13 protein-coding genes are annotated in these 14,013 nt (G+C 65.4%); 6 read left to right on the top strand and 7 right to left on the bottom strand.

Going from position 1 to position 14,013, the window contains the following annotated elements; all coding sequences use genetic code 11:
* From AB7F11_RS06675 to AB7F11_RS06700, 6 genes are all read right to left on the bottom strand, one after another.
* A partial coding sequence (locus AB7F11_RS06675) for an ABC transporter substrate-binding protein (RefSeq protein WP_428300729.1) occupies window positions 1-430 on the bottom strand: 430 nt, incomplete at its 3' end.
* Window positions 431-477: 47 nt separating this feature from the next.
* On the bottom strand, window positions 478-2,334 hold the full coding sequence (locus AB7F11_RS06680) for an AMP-dependent synthetase/ligase (RefSeq protein ID WP_428299879.1): 1,857 nt from the start codon (window positions 2,332-2,334) through the stop codon (window positions 478-480).
* 1,201 nt (window positions 2,335-3,535) lie between these two features.
* Entirely contained in the window at window positions 3,536-4,324 is a 789-nt protein-coding gene (locus AB7F11_RS06685) for an ABC transporter ATP-binding protein (RefSeq protein ID WP_428291438.1), read from the bottom strand.
* Window positions 4,321-5,151 (bottom strand): ABC transporter ATP-binding protein, encoded by an 831-nt coding sequence (locus tag AB7F11_RS06690; protein WP_428291439.1) that lies wholly within the window; start codon window positions 5,149-5,151, stop codon window positions 4,321-4,323. The genes AB7F11_RS06685 and AB7F11_RS06690 overlap by 4 nt, the downstream gene beginning before the upstream one ends.
* Window positions 5,148-6,224: a branched-chain amino acid ABC transporter permease gene (locus AB7F11_RS06695; RefSeq protein ID WP_428291440.1), complete on the bottom strand. Its 1,077-nt coding sequence runs from the start codon at window positions 6,222-6,224 to the stop codon at window positions 5,148-5,150. The genes AB7F11_RS06690 and AB7F11_RS06695 overlap by 4 nt, the downstream gene beginning before the upstream one ends.
* 12 nt (window positions 6,225-6,236) lie before the next feature.
* The gene (locus AB7F11_RS06700; RefSeq protein ID WP_428291441.1) at window positions 6,237-7,112 is read right to left on the bottom strand and encodes a branched-chain amino acid ABC transporter permease; all 876 of its coding nucleotides are present in this window, start codon (window positions 7,110-7,112) and stop codon (window positions 6,237-6,239) included.
* A 168-nt stretch (window positions 7,113-7,280) separates the two neighbouring features.
* Between AB7F11_RS06700 and AB7F11_RS06705 the strand changes: the two genes are divergently transcribed.
* From AB7F11_RS06705 to AB7F11_RS06725, 5 genes are read left to right on the top strand one after another with little or no spacing between them, the layout of a single operon-like run.
* Window positions 7,281-8,675, top strand: coding sequence for an acyclic terpene utilization AtuA family protein (locus tag AB7F11_RS06705; protein WP_428291442.1), 1,395 nt, complete (start codon window positions 7,281-7,283; stop codon window positions 8,673-8,675).
* Window positions 8,672-9,046, top strand: coding sequence for an AtuA-related protein (locus AB7F11_RS06710; protein WP_428291443.1), 375 nt, complete (start codon window positions 8,672-8,674; stop codon window positions 9,044-9,046). The genes AB7F11_RS06705 and AB7F11_RS06710 overlap by 4 nt, the downstream gene beginning before the upstream one ends.
* On the top strand, window positions 9,043-9,834 hold the full coding sequence (locus tag AB7F11_RS06715; protein ID WP_428291444.1) for a crotonase/enoyl-CoA hydratase family protein: 792 nt from the start codon (window positions 9,043-9,045) through the stop codon (window positions 9,832-9,834). The genes AB7F11_RS06710 and AB7F11_RS06715 overlap by 4 nt, the downstream gene beginning before the upstream one ends.
* Window positions 9,835-9,843: 9 nt before the next feature.
* Window positions 9,844-10,683, top strand: a complete 840-nt coding sequence (locus tag AB7F11_RS06720; RefSeq protein WP_428291445.1) for an alpha/beta hydrolase — start codon at window positions 9,844-9,846, stop codon at window positions 10,681-10,683.
* Window positions 10,684-10,693: 10 nt separating this feature from the next.
* Window positions 10,694-11,431: a type 1 glutamine amidotransferase gene (locus AB7F11_RS06725; RefSeq protein ID WP_428291446.1), complete on the top strand. Its 738-nt coding sequence runs from the start codon at window positions 10,694-10,696 to the stop codon at window positions 11,429-11,431.
* A 6-nt stretch (window positions 11,432-11,437) separates the two neighbouring features.
* On the opposite strand, the gene AB7F11_RS06730 is transcribed toward AB7F11_RS06725, so the two are convergent.
* A complete protein-coding gene (locus AB7F11_RS06730; protein WP_428291447.1) occupies window positions 11,438-11,878 on the bottom strand; it encodes an acyl-CoA thioesterase in 441 nt (146 codons plus the stop codon).
* 37 nt (window positions 11,879-11,915) lie between these two features.
* Here AB7F11_RS06730 and AB7F11_RS06735 point away from each other — a divergent pair, with 37 nt between their 5' ends.
* Window positions 11,916-13,763 carry an ABCB family ABC transporter ATP-binding protein/permease gene (locus tag AB7F11_RS06735; RefSeq protein ID WP_428291448.1) on the top strand — a complete coding sequence of 616 codons (1,848 nt, stop codon included), beginning with the start codon at window positions 11,916-11,918 and terminating at the stop codon, window positions 13,761-13,763.
* Window positions 13,764-14,013: the final 250 nt, after the last annotated feature.

The following is a 14,013-nucleotide window of genomic DNA, read 5'->3' on the forward strand; positions in this document are numbered from 1 at the left end:
GGAAGGGCTCGTACATTTCGCGCGCGGCCGTCACAGGGAAGAAGTTGATGACGTTCTTCTGGAACTGCACCGGCATGGCGGCCATGTTCTGTGCGGTGCCGATGTGGCCCACCATCATGAAGATCTTGTCCTGGTTCACCAGCTTCTGCGCCGCCAGCACGGCGTTGCGCGGGTCGTACTTCGAGTCTTCCACCAGCAGCCTGATCTTGCGGCCGTTGATGCCGCCTTGCTCGTTCACTTCGTCCACGCGCAGCATCATGCCCAGGCGCACTTGCTTGCCAAAGCCGGCAATGGGACCAGAGAGGTCCTGAATGGAGCCGAGCACGATCTCGTTCTTGCTCACGCCCTGCGTCTGGGCGTGGGCCGCGCCGGCCGCCAGCGCCAGGGCGGCTGCGGCGGTGGTCATGGTCAAAGTGAAACGGGTCTTCATGGTGCGTGTCTCCTGCGGGGGGTGGACGGTCGAGGGTGAGAAAAGGGTCAGCGGTACATGGCTTCGATCTGGGGCTCGTATTTGGTCTGCACCAGCTTGCGTTTGAGCTTCATGGTGGGGGTGAGTTCTTCGTCTTCTGCGCTGAGCTGGGTGTCGAGCAGGAAGAACTTCTTGATCTGTTCGACGCGGGCAAACTTCTTGTTCACGCGGTCGATCTCTGCCTGGATGAGTGCCTGCACCTCGGGGGCTCGGGTGAGGCTGGCGTAGTTGGAAAACGGCACGTCGTTGTCCTGCGCATACTTCTCCACGTTCTCCTGGTCGATCATGATGATCACCGTCAGATAGGGCCGCTTGTCGCCGATCACCACGGCGTCGGTCACGTAGGGCGAGAACTTCAACTCGTTCTCCAGTTCGCTGGGGGTGATGTTCTTGCCGCCTGCGGTGATGATGATGTCTTTCATGCGGTCGGTGATGCGGAAAAACCCTTCCTCGTCCACCACACCCACATCGCCCGTGTGCAGCCAGCCGTCGGCGTCGATGGTCTCGGCGGTTTTCTCGGGCAGGTTCAGGTAGCCCATGAACACATTGGGCCCGCGCACCAGAATCTCGCCGGTGGCCGGGTCCAGCTTCACTTCGTTGTAGCTCGCCGCAGGGCCGATGCTGCCGGGCTTGATGCGCTCGGCCGGAATGCCGGTGGATGCACCGCAGGTCTCTGTCATGCCCCACACCTCCAGCATGGGCACGCCCAGCGCCAGGTACCAGCGCACCAGGTCGGGCGAAATGGGTGCCGCGCCGGTCACGAGAAAGCGCGCGCGGTGGATGCCAATGAGCTTTCGCACGTTGTCCAGCACCAGCAGCCGAGCCACCGTGAAGCGCACTCGCAAGCTGCCGGGTACGGGCTGGCCGGACAACACGAGATCGGCCACCTGCTGGCCCACGCCAATCGCCCAGGCGTAGGCCGCCTGCTGCGCCTTGCTGGCTTCCTTCAGGGTGATCATCACGCCCGAGTAAAACTTCTCCCACACGCGCGGCACCGCGGTGAACACCGTGGGTGCGATCTCGCGCACGTTCTCGGGCACGGTTTCGGGGTTCTCCACGAAGTTGAGCTTGGCGCCGGTGTAGAGCGAGAAATATTCACCGCCCATGCGCTCGGCAATGTGACACAACGGCAGGAAACACATGCACTCGTCGTTCTGGTCGCGCGCAATCAGCGTGTTGTAGCCGCGCACGGTGTACACCAGACCGTGGTGGTTGTGCATGGCGCCCTTGGGCCGGCCAGTCGTGCCCGACGTGTAGACCAGGATGGCGAGATCGTCGGGCTTCACCGCAGCCACGCGAGCTTCCACTTCGCCAGGGTGTTGTTGCAGGTGCGTGCGGCCGAGCTCGCGCAGGGCGTCCAGGCTCATCACCTGCGGGTCGTTCAGCTCGCGCAGACCTTCCATGTCGCACACGATGATCTTCTTCAGCAGCGGCAATTGCGCACGCACTTCCAGCGCCTTGTCCAGTTGCTCGTCGTCTTCTACAAAAAGCACGGTGGTGCGCGAATCGGAGCAGAGGTAGTGCACCTGCTCGGCGGCATCGGTGGGGTAGATGCCGTTGGCCACGCCGCCAGCGCTGAGCACAGCCAGGTCGCACAGCACCCATTCGATCTTGGTGTTGGAGAGAATGGACGCGGTCTCACGCGCCTCGAAGCCCAGCGCCATCAGGCCATGGGCAATTTCACGCACCGCCTCGCCAGTCTGGTTCCAAGTCCAGCTGCGCCAGATGCCGTAGTCCTTCTGCCGCATCCAGATGTTGGGGCCGCGTTCCTTCACACCGTTCCAGAACAGGGCCGGAATGGTGTCGCCCTGCAGCACGACCTGCGTCTGCGGCTTGATGTGCGAGAGGTCCCAAAGGTAGCTCATGTTTTCTCTTCCTTCCAGGCAGAGCACACCCGCCATTCGTCTTCACCGCCCCACCGTTCAGGCCGAGCCTCCCACCGTTCGGGCTGAGCCCTCCACCGTTCGGGCTGAGCCTCCCACCGTTCGGGCTGAGCTTGTCGAAGCCTTCTTGCGATGCACCGTGCGAGCCCTTCGACAGGCTCAGGGCGAACGGGCAAGGGGCCATGCATCCAGTTCATCTGCTCGCCCGTCCAGCCTTCAACCCGAGCCAACCACCGTTCAGCTTGAGCCCCACAACGTTCGGGCCGAGCCTCCCGCCGTTCGGGCCGAGCCTCCCACCGTTCGGGCTGAGCTTGTCGAAGCCTTCTTGCGATGCACCGTGCGAGCCCTTCGACAGGCTCAGGGCGAACGGGCAAGGGGCCATGCATCCAGTTCATCTGCTCGCCCGTCCAAGCTTCAACCCGAGCCAACCACCGTTCAGCTTGAGCCCCACAACGTTCGGGCCGAGCCTCCCGCCGTTCGGGCTGAGCTTGTCGAAGCCTTCTTGCGATGCGCCTTGCGAGCCCTTCGACAGGCTCAGGGCGAACGGGCAAGGGGCCATGCATCCAGTTCATCTGCTCGCCCGTCCAGCCTTCAACCCGAGCCAACCACCGTTCAGCTTGAGCCCCACAACGTTCGGGCCGAGCCTCCCGCCGTTCGGGCCGAGCCTCCCGCCGTTCGGGCCGAGCCTCCCGCCGTTCGGGCCGAGCCTCCCACCGTTCGGGCTGAGCTTGTCGAAGCCTTCTTGCGATGCACCGTGCGAGCCCTTCGACAGGCTCAGGGCGAACGAGCAAGGGGCCATGCATCCAGTTCATCTGCTCGCCCGTCCAGCCTTCAACCCGAGCCAACCACCGTTCAGCTTGAGCCCCACAACGTTCGGGCCGAGACCCCCGCCGTTCGGGCCGAGCCTCCCACCGTTCGGGCTGAGCTTGTCGAAGCCTTCTTGCGATGCACCGTGCGAGCCCTTCGACAGGCTCAGGGCGAACGGGCAAGGGGCCATCCATCCAGTTCATCTGCTCGCTCGTCCAACCTTCAACCCGAGCCAACCACCGTTCGGGCCGAACCCCCCACCGTTCGGGCTGAGCCTCCCACCGTTCGGGCTGAGCTTGTCGAAGCCTTCTCGCGGTGCACCGCACAAGCCTTTCGACAGGCTCAGGGCGAACAGGGACGGGTGTGGGTCGCACGGTCATCTCCAGTTCTTCTTTTTCTTCCAGCGCCGTTCACCGCGCTCGCCGGCTTCTTTCATGCCCAGGTAGAACTCCTTGATGTCGTCCTTCTCGCGCAGGTGGGCACAGGTGTCTTCCATCACGATGCGGCCGTTCTCCAGCACGTAGCCATAGTCCGACGCGTTCAACGCCATGTTGGCGTTCTGCTCCACCAGCAAAATGGTGGTGCCACGTTCGCGGTTGATGCGAACCACGATCTCGAAAATCTCTTTCGTGAGCTTGGGTGAAAGGCCCAGGCTGGGTTCATCGAGCAGGATCAGGTCGGGGTTGGCCATCAGCGCGCGACTGATGGAAAGCATCTGCTGCTGGCCGCCCGAGAGCAGGCCCGCGTCCTGCGTGGCGCGTTCGCGCAGGATGGGGAAGTAGTTGAATACCGCCTCCATGTCGCGCGCCACGCCGTCACGGTCCTTGCGCGTGTAGGCGCCCATCAGCAGGTTGTCGCGCACGCTGAGCAGCGGAAACACCTCGCGCCCCTCGGGCACATGGCTCAAGCCCTGCTGCACGATGAAGGCCGGGTCCTGCGCGGTGATGTTCTCGCCTTTGAACTCGATGCTGCCCTTGCGCGGGTCGATGATGCCGCTGATGGTCTTGAGGATGGTGGTCTTGCCCGCGCCGTTGGAGCCCAGCACAGTGGCAATTTCGCTGCGACGCACCTGCAGGCTCACGCCGCGAATGGCCTTGATGGGGCCGTAGGCACTTTCCACGTTGAGCAGTTTCAACACGGGCGCATCGGATGTCGCAACGCTCATGCCGTCACCTTGTGGTTCTCGCGCCGCAGGCTCGAGACGTCGTCCACCGAGCCCAGGTAGGCCTCGATCACGCCCGCATCGCTCTGCACTTCTGCCGGCGTTCCGGTGGCCAGCTCGGTGCCCATGCTCATGGCCAGCACACGGTCGCTCACCTTGGAGACCAGGCTCATGTCGTGTTCCACCATCAGCACCGTGATGCCCAGTTCTTTCTGGATGTCGCTGATCCAGAACGCCATGTCTTCGGTCTCCTCCACGTTCAGGCCGGAAGAAGGTTCGTCCAGCAGCAGCAAGCGTGGTTCGGTACACAGCGCGCGGGCCAGTTCCACCACCTTGCGCACACCATAGGGCAGGCCCGCCACCAGCGATTCACGGTGGTGTTGCAGTTCCAGCAGGTCGATCACGTGCTCCACCTTTTCTCGCGCTTCGATCTCGGTAGCGCGCGTCTTGCTGGTGAAGAAGATCTCGCTCCACAGGCCGGTGCGCCGGTGCGTGTGGCGCCCGATCAGCAGGTTTTGCAACACCGTGGCGTGCTCGAAGAGCTCGATGTTCTGGAAGGTGCGTGCGATGCCCAGCTTGGCAATGCGGTGTGGCGCCTGGTCGGTCAGGCGCAGCGTGCCGTCGGGGCCGGCGTAGTCGATGGTGCCGGTGGTGGGCGTGTAGATGCGGCTGATGAGGTTGAACACGGTCGTCTTGCCCGCGCCGTTGGGGCCGATCAGCGTGAACACCTCGCCGCGCTTCACGTCGAAGCTCACGTTGTTCACCGCCAGCACGCCGCCGAAGCGCACGCTCAGGTTTTTCGCCGAGAGAAGGATGTCGTCTTGGTTCATTTCAGCCGGTCCGACTTCTGGAAGGTTTTCTGGCGCTTGAACATGCCCTTGCGGTAGAAGGGGAACAGCTGGAAGTACGCGCGCACCTTGAGCCAGCGGCCATACAGGCCCATGGGCTCGAACAGCACGAAGGCGATCAGCACCATGCCGTACACCGCTCCCTGGAGACCCGCCGCCTGGCCTATGGCTGCCGGCAGGAAGTCTTTGCCGAGCGAGATGAGCTGCGGCATGACGATGAGGAAGATCGCGCCGAGAAACGCGCCATGGATCGACCCCAGGCCGCCGATCACCACCATGAGCAGCAGGTCGATCGACTGGATGATGCTGAATTGCTCGGGCGAGAGGAACTGGATCTTGTGTGCGTACAGAGCGCCACCCAGGCCCGCCAGCGCCGCCGACAGCGCGAAGCTCAGGGTCTTGTAGCGCGCCAGGTGAATGCCCATGCTCTGTGCCGAGATTTCCGAATCGCGGATGGCCACAAAGGCGCGACCGGTGGACGAGCGCATCAGGTTGACCACGCCCAGCGTGGCCAGCACGGTCACCACCAGGCACAGGAAGTAGAACTCGTTGGTGGAATCCAGCTCCCAGCCGAAGAGACTGGGGTAGTTCACCATCAGTCCCTTGTTGCCACCGGTCAGGTGCTCCCAGCGCGCGATCACTTCTTCGACGATGAAACCGAACGCCAGCGTGGCCATGCCGAGGTAGATGCCTTTCACGCGCAGCGCGGGCAGACCCACCACCATGCCCACGGCGGCCGAGAGCAGGCCCGCGCAGGCCAGCGCGATCGGAAACGGCACGCCCGCGTTCACCATGATCGCCTGCGTGTACGCGCCCACGCCGAGGAAAGCCGCATGGCCCAGTGAGAACAGGCCGGTGAATCCGGCCAGCACCATCAGCCCCAGTCCCACGACGGAATAGATGAGCACGAAGGTGAGCTGTGCGAGCCAGTATTCCTGGATCACCCAGGGTGCAGCCACCAGGAACAGCCCGAGCAGGCTGTACCAGAACGTGTGGCCGCCGTGCTTGGCCAATCTGATGTCCTGGTCGTAGTCGGTCTTGAAGACGAAGCGCATGACGTGGTGGCCTCAGACTTTCTTGCGCAGCTTCTCGCCGAACAGGCCGTTGGGCTTGAGCACGAGCATGAGCAGCACCACGACGTAGGGAGCCACGTCCTTGAAGCCTTCGGGCAGGTAGAAGCCCGAAAGCGCTTCGACGATCCCGATGATGAGGCCGCCCACGATGGCGCCAGGCAGGCTGCCAAAGCCGCCCACCACCGCCGCAGGGAAGGCCTTGAGGCCGATGAAGCCCATGTTGGCGTGCACGAAGGTGATCGGCGCCAGCAGCAGGCCGGCGATGGCGGCCACGCCGGCGGCCAGTCCCCAAACCAGGCCGTTGAGCCGCTTGACTGGAATGCCCATGTAGTAGGCCGCCAGCTGGTTCTGCGACGACGCCTGCATGGCGATGCCGAGCTTGCTGTAACGGAACATGGCAAAGAGGCCGGCGCACAGAATGGCGGTGGAGCCGATCACCACCACCTGTTCGGCAGACACCACCAACCCGCCCATGCGCAGCACTTCGTTGGCGTAGGGAACGGGCAGGGTGTGCGTCTCGGTGCCGATGTCCGGAATCATGGTGATCAGCCCGCGCAGCACATAACCCACGCCGATGGTGAGCATGACGATGGAGAACGCGGGCTGGCCGAGAATGGGGCGGATCACCACGCGTTCAAGCACCACGCCGAACAGGCCCATGCCGATGATGGCCGAGGGCACCGAAAGCCAGAACGGGAAGCCCAGCATGGTCATGGCCGCCAGACCAAAGAAGGCGCCGACCATCATGAGATCACCCTGGGCAAAGCTCACTGTTTCGGTGGCCTTGTAGATCAGCACGAAGCCCAGCGCGATGAGTCCGTAGATACAGCCCTGGGCCACGCCACTGATCAGCAGCTGCAGCAGTTGCACTCGATGTCTCCTGGGTTTTCTTATGGGTCTGTGACAAGAGGGTGCTGCTGCAAACTTGATGGCAGCCTCCCTAGACAGTGTGGGCAATTTATAGCTGTCTTGCCCGGGACTGACGCTAGGGGTTGTCCCCCATCCAGAGTCGCCGATGCGCCATGAAGATGACGTTCCATGAAATCCATTCGCATCGGCGCAGGCCTCGGGTTCTATGGCGACAACTGGGAACCCGTGGCGGCGAGCATCGAGCGCGGCGGTGTGCAGTTCATCGCCAGCGACCACCTGGCCGAGCTGACGCTGGCCATCTTGCAGAAAGACCGGCAGCGTGACCCGGCGCTGGGCTATGCGCGCGATGTGGTGCCCATGCTCATGAAGCTGTGGCCGCTGATGCGCGAACGCGGCGTGCGCTTCGTCTGCAACGCTGGCGGGCTGAACCCGCAAGGTGCGGCGCAGGCGTTGCTGGCGGCATTTGGCGCCAAGGGCTGGAAGGCGCGCATCGCGGTGGTCAGCGGCGACGACGTGCTGCCTCGCTTGCAGGACGAGGCCTCGCCCCCTGGCGAATTTGCGCACCTGTTCACCGGCGAGGCGGTGGCGAGGGTGCGCAGCCACCTGGTGTTTGGCAACGCTTACCTGGGTGCGCGGCCTATCGTGCATGCGCTGGATGAGGGCGCAGACATTGTCGTCACCGGACGTGTGGCCGATGCCGCCCTGTTCCTCGGTCCGCTGGTGCATGGGCTGCGCTGGAATCTCGCTGGCGCCAACGCCTGCGAAGACCTGGACCGACTGGCCCAGGGCCTCACGGTGGGCCATCTGCTGGAATGTTCCGGCCAGGGCAGCGGCGGCAACTTCGGCAGCCAGGGCGCGTGGCAGGCCATCCCCGATCTGGCGCACATCGGTTACCCCATTGCGGAGGTGTGGGAAGACGGCAGCGCGCTCATCACCAAGGCGCCAGTCACCGGGGGGCGCGTGAATTTCGATACCGTGCGCCAGCAGCTGCTGTACGAGGTTCACAACCCGCACGCCTACTTTTCGCCCGACGTGGTGCTGGACATGGGAGGCATCGAACTGAAGGACGAGGGCGAGGACCGCGTGTGGCTGACCGGTGCGCGCGGCACCGCGCCCACGGACACATTGAAGGTGGTGGCGGGTTTCCGCGATGGCTACAAGGCGGAAGTCACGTGGGGGTTCTCCTGGCCCGACGCCTGGGACAAGGCGCAGGCCGCACAGGCCACCATTCGCGCGCTGCTGAAAGACAAGCGCATTCCACACGATGAGCTTTACGTGGAGTACCCGGGCCTGAACTCGGCGCACGGCGCACTGGCGCCGCTGCCGGCGGCCGACGCGCTCAACCAGTCCAACGAAATCTGGACGCGGCTGGTGTTGCGCACGCAGGACAAGACCGCAGCCGATGGTTTCGGGCGCCTTTTCCCCTGGATGGGCCTGAGCGGACCCGCCTACACCTGCGGCTTCACCGGCCTGCACAACACCAGCGAGCTGCTGGGCATCTGGCCGACGCTGATTCCGCGTTCGCTGGTGGAGCAGGCCGTTCGCGTGGAGGTGCTGTCATGAGCAGGGTCCGCATACCGCTGGTGCGCATTGCCCACGCCCGCAGTGGCGACAAGGCCGACTGGGTCGATTTCGGCCTGTTCGCCTGGAACGAAGCCGGCTACCGGCTGCTGGCGCGCGAGGTGACCGCCGAACGCGTGCAGGCGCACTTTGCACCCTGGCTGAACGGCGAGGTGGACGCCTGGCCACTGCCCAACCTCCTGGCGTTGAAGTTCGTGCTGCGCGGCGCGCTGCAGGGCGGCGGCGCGCGCAATCTGCGGCTGGACAACCTGGGCAAGTCGATGGCGGGCGCGCTGTTGAGAATGGAGGTGAACGTGACACAGGACGAGCTCAACGATGCCGTGAGCCAACCCCGCGTGGGGGTGTGGCCATGAACACGGTGACCACCGAAAAGCAGGGCGACGTCTGGATCGTCATCCTCAACCGCCCCGAGGTGCGCAACGCGGTGGACCGCCCGACCGCCCGCGCCCTGTTCGACACCTTCCTCGCGTTCGAGGACGACACCGACGCGAAGGTGGCGGTATTCCACGGCGCACACGGCCACTTCTGCGCGGGCTGGGACCTGCAGTACGGCGCGCGGCTCTCCGAAACGGGCGGAACCGGAGGCCTCGACCTGGATTTCAACGCCTGCGATGCCCGCCCGCTCGGTCCCATGGGCCCTTCGCGCCTGCATCTGACCAAACCCGTGATCGCCGCCGTGAGCGGCGCTGCCGTGGCTGGCGGCATGGAACTCGCCCTGTGGTGCGACTTGCGCGTGATGGAAGAGGACGCCTACTTCGGCGTCTACTGTCGCCGCTTCGGCGTGCCGCTGATCGACGGCGGCACCGTGCGCCTGCCGCGCCTGGTCGGCATGGGCCACGCCATGGACCTCATCCTCACCGGTCGCAAGGTGGACGCGGCCGAAGCCCTGCAGATGGGCCTGGCCAACCGCGTGGTGCCCACGGGCCAGGCGCGCGAGGCCGCCATCACCCTGGCGCGCCAGCTCGCTGCCTTTCCGCAGGCCACGATGCGCGCTGACCGCGAAAGCGCGCTGCGGCAATGGGACCTGCCGCTGGACGAGGCGCTTCACCAGGAATGGTCGCGTGGGCGAGAGCGCATACCCGACGCGCTGGAAGGCGCTCGGCGCTTCGCCTCGGGCCAGGGTCGGCATGGAAAGTTCTGACGGCTGCCGATGAAGCGCTTCTGGTGGCTCATCTGCCTCGGGGTCGCCAATGGCCTGGCCCACGCGCAGACCGCGCCCGGCGCCTGCGGCGAACCCCTGGCCCTGGAAGCGCCGCCGGGCAGCACGCTGCGCTACGCGTTTCAGCCGCCCAGCGGCACGGCGGCGCCCGTCACCCTGCTGCTGCTGCCAGGTGGGCATGGCTTTCTCGATCTGGACGCAAAGGGCTGTGCGCGCAAGCTCAAGGGCAACTCGCTGGTGCGTTCCCTGCCGATCTTCCAGGCGGCCGGCTTTGGCACCGCGCTGCTGGACGCGCCCGTTGGTTTCCAGGGCGAAGATGGGCTGGGCGGATACCGCATCGACCCGCACCACGCGCAGGACATCGGCCGTGTGATCGTCGACCTGCGTGCCCGCACGGGTGGCGCGGTCTGGGTGCTGGGCACCAGCCGGGGAGCGATCTCGGCGGTGAACGCCACATCCCGCCTCTCCGGTGAAGCCGCGCCCGATGGCGTGGTGCTGTCGTCGGCCCTGATGGCGGGCCAGCCGGGTGCGCGCAAGTCCTGGGTGGCGCACTCGGTGTTTGACCTGCCGCTGGAAAACATACGCCAGCCGGTGCTGGTGCTGGGCCATGCGGCGGACACCTGCGTCCGCTCACCCGCCAGCCTGATGGATCGCATCACCGCACGCACCCAGGGCGTGCGCGAACAGCTCGTCACTGTCACGGGTGGGCCGGGTGGTGCCCAACTTTCCAGCGTGGACGCCTGCGAGGGGCGCTCGCCGCACGGCTTTGTCGAACAGGAGGCCGAAGTGGCGGCTGGTATCGCACGCTTTGTGCGCGGGGGGCGGTATTAGGATCGGGTTCATGCGTGTCCCTTTGCCTGAGCCTGCCGATGTCCTCGTCCTGCAACATCTGAACGATGACGGCCCGGGCTACCTGGGCGAGTGGCTGGATGCGCAGGGCGTTGCCTGGCATGTGTGCTGCGCCGAGGCGGGCGAACCTTATCCCCTCAGCGTGCGCGGCTATGGGGGGCTGGCGGTGCTGGGTGGGGCCTGGAGCGCCAACGACGACCGCCCCTCGCTGCGCCAGGCCGAGGCGCTGATCCGCGAGGCGGACGTGCTCGGCGTTTCCGTGCTGGGGCATTGCCTGGGCGGCCAGCTCATGGCGCGGGCCCTGGGCGGCCGGGTGGAGCGCCTGGGCCAGCCCGAGGTGGGCTGGTGGCCGATCGCGCACACCGGCAGCACCGCGGCCCGCGACTGGCTGGGCGAGGATGTCGCACCCACGGTCTACCAGTGGCACCAGGACGGGTTCGTCGAACTGCCCACCGGGGCCGAGTTGCTGGCCTCGTCGCCCGCGTGCGCACACCAGGCCTTCGCCATCGGCCCTCACCTGGGCATGCAGTTCCACATCGAGATCACGCCGCAGAAGATCGCCGCCTGGCTCGCCGAGCCAGGCCAGGCCTATCCGGACAACGTGCGGCAATTTCCCGGTAGCGTGCAGGACCCGGCGACCATGAATGCCGCCACCCGGCGCCACCTGGCCGGTAGCCAGGCCTTGGCCGACCGCATCTACGGCACCTGGCGCTCGCGCTGGACCGGCTGAGTCCGCTCAGCCTGCCATGCCAGGCAGCTTGGGCCCGTCGGTGGGAATCGGCCTCGGCCGGCCATCCATGTCGATGGCCACATAGGTCAGGCTGGCCTCGGTCACCTTCACATACTGGCCCTGCGTGAGGAAGCGTTCGGCATACACCTCCACCTGCACCGTGATGGAGGTGCGGCCCACGCGCGTGACGTGGGCGAAGAAGCTCAGGATGTCGCCCACGCGCACCGGCTGCTTGAAGATGAACTGGTTCACCGCCACCGTGGCCATGCGCCCACGCACGTAGCGCGCCGGCAGCACGGCGCCAGCCAGGTCGACCTGCGCCATGACCCAGCCGCCAAAGATGTCGCCGTTGGCATTGCAGTCCGCCGGCATGGGAATGACCTTGAGCACCAGTTCCCGGTCTTGCGGCAGGGTGGTTTCGGGGTTGGGGCTTGATTCGAGGGACATGGGCACAATCTCTGGACGACGATCTCCATTCTCCTGCATGCGCCCCGATTCCTCCGCCCGCTCCTCCATCGCCTTGCCCGCCGGCCCCGGCGCAACCGGCATGCAGGCCGTTGCGCGTTCCGACTGGGCCTCCCTCAAGCGGCTGCTGCCTTACCTGTGGCAGTACAAACTGCGGGTGGTGCTGGCGCTGGCCTTCATGGTGGCGGCCAAGATGGCCAACGTGAGCGTGCCCCTGCTGCTCAAGCAGCTCGTGGATGCCATGACCATCAAGCCCGGCAGCGTGGAGGCGATGCTGGTGGTGCCGCTGGGGCTGCTGCTGGCATATGGCCTGCTGCGCCTGTCGACCAGTGTGTTCACCGAGCTGCGCGAGCTGGTCTTCGCCAAGGCCACCGAGGGCGCCACGCGCAGCATCGCCCTGCAAGTGTTCGGACACCTGCATGCACTCAGTCTGCGTTTTCACCTCGAACGCCAGACCGGCGGCATGACGCGCGACATTGAGCGCGGCACGCGTGGCGTGCAGTCGCTCATCTCCTACTCGCTCTACAGCATCTTCCCCACGCTGATCGAGGTGGCCATGGTGCTCACCCTGCTCGGCACGCAGTTCGACATGGGCTATGTGTGGATCACGCTGGTGGCGCTGGTGCTGTACGTCACGTTCACGGTGGTGGTGACGGAGTGGCGCACCCAGTTCCGCCGGCAGATGAACGAGCTGGAGTCCACCAGCCAGAGCCGCGCCATCGACTCGCTGCTGAACTACGAGACCGTGAAGTACTTCAACAACGAAGACTTCGAGGCACGTCGCTACGACGAGGCGCTGGAAAAATTGCGCCGAGCGCGCATCAAGAGCCAGACCACGCTGTCCATGCTCAATGCCGGACAGCAACTGGTGATTGCCGTGGCGCTGGTCCTCATGCTGTGGCGCGCCACCCAGGGCGTGGTCAGCGGTGAGCTCACGCTCGGCGATCTGGTGATGGTCAATGCCTTCATGATCCAGCTCTACATTCCGCTGGGGTTTCTGGGCGTGCTCTACCGCGAGATCAAGCAGAGCCTGACCGACCTGGACAAGATGTTCGTGCTGCTGGAGAAGGAGCGCGAAGTGGCCGACGAGCCGGGTGCGCAAGCGCTGGCCTTGGCCGGCCCGCCGGCGGTGCGCTTCGAGAATGTGCGCTTTTCCTACGAGACGGCGCGCGAGATCCTGCACGGCATCAGCTTCGAGATTCCCCCCGGAAAGACCGTGGCCGTGGTTGGGCCATCGGGTTCAGGCAAGAGCACGCTGGCTCGCCTGCTCTACAGGTTCTACGACGTGAGCAATGCAGAAGAAGGCGGTCGCATCACGCTCAACGGCCAGGACATCAAGGGAGTGACGCAATCCAGTCTGCGCCAGTCCATCGGCATCGTGCCGCAGGACACCGTGCTGTTCAACGACACCATCGAATACAACATCCTTTACGGTCGGCCCGACGCCGGTCACGAGGCGGCGGTGCAGGCGGCACAGGCGGCGCACATCCACAGCTTCATCGAGCGCCTGCCGCTCGGCTACAAGACCATGGTGGGCGAGCGGGGCCTGAAGCTCTCCGGCGGCGAAAAGCAGCGCGTGGCGATTGCGCGCACGCTGCTCAAGAACCCACCCATCGTGATCTTCGACGAAGCCACCTCGGCGCTCGATTCGGCCAATGAACGCGCCATTCAGGCCGAACTGCGGACCGCCGCGCGCAACAAGACCACCCTGGTGATCGCGCACCGCCTGTCCACCGTGGTGGACGCTCACGAGATCCTGGTGCTGGTGAACGGCGAGATCGTGGAGCGGGGGGCGCATGCGGATCTCGTTTCTCGCGACGGGGTGTACGCGGGGATGTGGGCTCTGCAGCAGAGCAGGGCTGAGTAGGTGGTTGCTTTCGTGGCTGGCCGAGTCTCGGCCCGGCGGCCGACTGACTTTCTTTTGCTTCGCCAAAAGAAAGTCAGCCAAGAAGAGGCGAGCCGAAGTCCGGGCCCCTTCGGGGTTCCTTGCGCTGCTCAGCCCGGCCACACGACGGAATACGGGGTCGGGCTCCCGCAGGCCCGCGTGCCTTGCCCCCTCTCCCTCTGGGAGAGGGCTGGGGTGAGGGCCCGCCTGAGGTCATGCAGCAGGCTGGTGT

Origin of the sequence: Hydrogenophaga sp., from assembly GCF_050250835.1 — a bacterium.
In the GTDB taxonomy this organism is placed as follows: domain Bacteria; phylum Pseudomonadota; class Gammaproteobacteria; order Burkholderiales; family Burkholderiaceae_C; genus Hydrogenophaga.

Coding starts and splice junctions, on each gene's coding strand:
- AB7F11_RS06725 (WP_428291446.1), top strand. CDS start 10,694: ATGCGTGTCCCTTTGCCTGAGCCTGCCGATGTCCTCGTCCTGCAACAT.
- AB7F11_RS06705 (WP_428291442.1), top strand. CDS start 7,281: ATGAAATCCATTCGCATCGGCGCAGGCCTCGGGTTCTATGGCGACAAC.
- AB7F11_RS06680 (WP_428299879.1), bottom strand. CDS start 2,334: ATGAGCTACCTTTGGGACCTCTCGCACATCAAGCCGCAGACGCAGGTC.
- AB7F11_RS06710 (WP_428291443.1), top strand. CDS start 8,672: ATGAGCAGGGTCCGCATACCGCTGGTGCGCATTGCCCACGCCCGCAGT.
- AB7F11_RS06735 (WP_428291448.1), top strand. CDS start 11,916: ATGCGCCCCGATTCCTCCGCCCGCTCCTCCATCGCCTTGCCCGCCGGC.
- AB7F11_RS06695 (WP_428291440.1), bottom strand. CDS start 6,224: ATGCGCTTCGTCTTCAAGACCGACTACGACCAGGACATCAGATTGGCC.
- AB7F11_RS06715 (WP_428291444.1), top strand. CDS start 9,043: ATGAACACGGTGACCACCGAAAAGCAGGGCGACGTCTGGATCGTCATC.
- AB7F11_RS06720 (WP_428291445.1), top strand. CDS start 9,844: ATGAAGCGCTTCTGGTGGCTCATCTGCCTCGGGGTCGCCAATGGCCTG.
- AB7F11_RS06685 (WP_428291438.1), bottom strand. CDS start 4,324: ATGAGCGTTGCGACATCCGATGCGCCCGTGTTGAAACTGCTCAACGTG.
- AB7F11_RS06730 (WP_428291447.1), bottom strand. CDS start 11,878: ATGTCCCTCGAATCAAGCCCCAACCCCGAAACCACCCTGCCGCAAGAC.
- AB7F11_RS06690 (WP_428291439.1), bottom strand. CDS start 5,151: ATGAACCAAGACGACATCCTTCTCTCGGCGAAAAACCTGAGCGTGCGC.